This window comes from Asticcacaulis biprosthecium C19 (assembly GCF_000204015.1).
GTDB lineage: Bacteria > Pseudomonadota > Alphaproteobacteria > Caulobacterales > Caulobacteraceae > Asticcacaulis > Asticcacaulis biprosthecius.
The window spans coordinates 1,008,578-1,012,069 of record NZ_GL883077.1 but is presented as its reverse complement, the minus strand read 5'-3'; the positions used below and the strand labels follow the sequence as shown (position 1 = coordinate 1,012,069).

2 protein-coding genes are annotated in these 3,492 nt (G+C 60.6%); one reads left to right on the top strand and one right to left on the bottom strand.

Annotated features, from left to right (window positions below; translation table 11 throughout):
* Positions 1-105 precede the first annotated feature (105 nt).
* Positions 106-591 carry a hypothetical protein gene (locus ABI_RS05140; RefSeq protein WP_040308600.1) on the top strand — a complete coding sequence of 162 codons (486 nt, stop codon included), beginning with the start codon at positions 106-108 and terminating at the stop codon, positions 589-591.
* Positions 592-949: 358 nt separating this feature from the next.
* Here the strand turns inward: ABI_RS05140 and ABI_RS05135 are convergent, their stop codons facing one another.
* On the bottom strand, positions 950-3,256 hold the full coding sequence (locus ABI_RS05135; protein WP_006271792.1) for an outer membrane beta-barrel family protein: 2,307 nt from the start codon (positions 3,254-3,256) through the stop codon (positions 950-952).
* Positions 3,257-3,492 lie beyond the last annotated feature (236 nt).

Below are 3,492 nucleotides of genomic sequence, written 5' to 3'. Positions count from 1 at the left end.
GAGCGAAGCGGTTTCACGCCGTTTGGGCGGCCCCTTTAGAAATGGCGAGTTCGCGCTTTGTAATTTGACGCAGGAGCAGTTTATGCAAGCCGTTCGCGGGGCAGCATGACTATGGCGTTCGTGCAGGAAGCAATCAAGTGGCTCAATCAAAACGGCGGCGTCTTGGCCGTTGCGAGTTTCACGGCCACACTCGTCATTAATCATGACAAGTTCTTCGCGCTATGGGAACGAATCACCGGGCGGCAAAAAATCACCGTAAGTCGGTCGCTTGCTGGGATTCCACAGCCAGGAAACAGCGTCACGCTTGCCAATCACAGCAACCAACCTATTCTGATTTCTCATTGGGCGCTTGTCCTAGCGAAAGGCGCACCGCCTTGGTTAAAGATCAAGGAATCCATCGTTCAAGAAGCAGAATGGGATAGCTACGGATTTACCGTGGCCTCTCATAGCCGGGTAAAATTAGATTTCAGCGGCGAGCGATGGTTCGATTGGGGATGGAGGATAAGGCCGCAGGGCCGCTATTTCCTCAAAGTTTGGTTCGAAGGCCGCAAACGTCCCCGCTGGTTCCATGTGCATACACCAGGAAAATGATCTTGAACTTATGGTCGAGCTGATGGCGCTGCTTGCATAACCAAGTGCCAAATCTTTGATACTGCTGGTGACGTCCCTGGCCAGCGCGCGGAGAACTTTTTGGGGAAGGCAAATGACTTCCTCTCAAGCCCCTCGGCCAAGATTGCGAGATGAGCCGGCCTCCAAAACTGCTGCTCCACCGCCCCTCCGTCTCGACGCGAGACGAAGTACGGACCCGCTGGCGGACAACGCGGGGCAGGAAAAGGAGGTGGACGGGAAAAGAAAGTCGCCCCACCACCATCTCGCTTCACTTCGCGTCGCTTCGTTGCGCTCATGGTCCCCCTCCCCGCGCAAGCGCGGGGATGTATAAAATTACGGCTTAAAACCCTCCGCCGGGGCCCATGCCGCCGCCAGGGCCGCCGCCGCCCCAATTGCCGCGACCGCCGCCGCCTTCGCGCCAGCGTTCACGACCCTGACCGTCCTGGTTCTGCTGATTGGGATTGGCGCCGCCCAGGATGTAGTTCAGCCCGATATAGAAGGTCGGCGCGCTCATGCTGCGGTAGGATTCGCTGTAGACCGTGGCGGTGTCCGTTACGCTGCGCACCTTGGCGGTGCGGAAGATGTCGTCCGCCGTCGCTACAAAGGCCAGCTTCGGATTGATCTGACGGCGGTAGGACAACTGGCCGCGGCTGAACGGCGAGCGGTAGCCCTGACCCGTCAACTGCTGGCCCGAGGTGAACATCGAAAGCTGCACCCGGTCCTTGGTCGAGACCTGGTAATCCAGGCTGACCCGGCCGCGCGTCGTGATGCCCGAATCCGTGCCGCCGTTGGGGGTTTCCAGCTCTTCGTACCCGACATTGCCGTTGACGCTGACCGTCAGCTTTTGCCACAACTTGCCGTTATAGTTGAACTCCAGGCCGCTTTGCTGGCCTTCGCCCAGGTTCTGTTTCGTGGTCAACAGAACACCCGGGCTGATGAAGGTCGAGACGTCGGTGATCTGGTTGGTCGATTTGCGGTAATAGAGGCGCAGCGCGTAGGAGGTCTGCTCCTTGTTATACTCATAGCCGGCTTCGAAGGAGTCGCTTTCGGACGGCACCAGATCCGGGTTGCCCGCCATGACGTTCTGCGGATCGAGATAGATGACGTAGGGATTCAAATCCTGGGGGTTCGGCCGGCGCAGGCGGTGCGAATAGGAAAAGCGCAGCTTGGAATTGTCCGACAGGGTGTAGGTGGCAAAGGCGCTGGGGACCAGTTTGGTGTAGGACGTCGTGCCCGTGGTACCGGTGGTGATCTGGCGCGTCTTCAGGTCAATGGTTTCCGAACGCAGACCGCCCATCACCGTCCACTTTTCGCCGATCGGGGTCTGGTAGGTGACATAGGCGGCATTGACGATTTGCTTGTAGGCGAAGTCGTTGTTCAGCAGGGCGTCGGCCGGGGCGTCCGGGTCGCCGCTTTGCGAGGTGTTGACGACCTGGTTGTCGTCATAGGTGGTCTGGGTGCCAAGCGACAACTGGCCTGAGCCGACATTGCGCTGATAGTCGATGCTGAACGTGCCGTTGGCCGAGCGCTGGTCGGAGGTGCGGACTTCTTCGAAGTCGGTGCCGGTGACGTAGTCGGTATAGGCGGTGCTGAGGTTGTTGCCGTTGGAGGTGCTGACGCGCAGGTCGACTTTCAGGGTTTCGGCCGGGGAGTCGCCGGTGTGGTCCCAGCGTACCGAGAAGGAGGTGTCTTCGCGGTCATTCTCGCCCATCGAGTTGCGGGTGCGGTCGATATTCTTGGGGGTCGAGCCGGAATTGTCGAAGCCGGTGTAGATGTCGATACCGTCGCTGTCGGCCGTGCGTTTGCCGTAGCCGAGCTGGGTGCTGACCTGGTCGGTGTCGGTGATGTTGTAGTCGATGCCACCGTTGAGCGACAGGTTGTCAAAGCGGTTGGAACCGAGCCCGGACTGATCGCGTTCGGAGACGACGGCGCCTGCCTGGTTGAAGCGTTGCTGGGTCGAGGACGAGCGGCTGTCACGGCCGTCGTGGCGGAAGCTGGCGCCTCCCGACAGGGTCATCTTACCGGAGTTGCGCGCGCCCGAGAAGGTGGCGTTGTAGCGGCCCTGGCTTCCGATATTGGCGATGATGGTGCCGGAATTGCCCGGCTTGCGGTTGCGGCGCATGACAATGTTGATGATGCCGCCGGAGCCTTCTGCCGAGAACTGGGCGCCGGGGTTGTTCATGACCTCGACCGAGTCGATGTCACCGCCTGCCATCGATTGCAAGGTGGCAGCGCGGTTGTCGCCCTTCATCATGGCCGAGGGCTTGCCGTCGACATAGACCTGGACATTGGAATTGCCGCGCAGGGTGACATTGCCTTCCGGGTCGACATTGACCGACGGGACCTTGTTCAGGGTGTCGGCGGCGGTGCCGCTCTGGGCGTCGATATCGTTCTTCACATCGTAGGTTTGGCGGTCGATGCGGTTGGTCGGTTTCTTGCCGGTGATGGTAACGCTGGAACCGGGCGTGCTTTCGGGTGCTGGCTGGGCGTCCGGCGCGGGCTCGGCGGCGGGGGCGGCTTGGGCGGGCGTGGTTTGAGCGGGAGGCGGGGCGGCCGGCGCATCCTGCGCCATTGCGGGCGCGGCCAGGCTCAGAAACACGCCGCCGCACAGGGCTGTGGTCGACCGGATCGATTTACTAAAGTTCATTACCGCTCTCTTTTGGGCGCGTGAAATTGAATTGTCGTACCAATCAACGCGCGTGCACTGCAAAACCGTCTTAAGGCCATGCAAAAAAATGACGGCGTAATAAAGACGCCGCAGTGTCGGGTTTGCAAAGATGCGGTAAGGTGTGGCCGATTGGGCGCAGGGAGAGGTTTGGAGCGGCAGCTAAGAGGCCCCCTCCGTCTCGAGCCTCGCCGGCAGGCAGCGTTTCGCCACTGCCC

Bases quoted from the DNA above. Each gene is read 5' to 3' on its own strand.
- ABI_RS05140 (WP_040308600.1), top strand. From the start codon at position 106: ATGACTATGGCGTTCGTGCAGGAAGCAATCAAGTGGCTCAATCAAAAC.
- ABI_RS05135 (WP_006271792.1), bottom strand. From the start codon at position 3,256: ATGAACTTTAGTAAATCGATCCGGTCGACCACAGCCCTGTGCGGCGGC.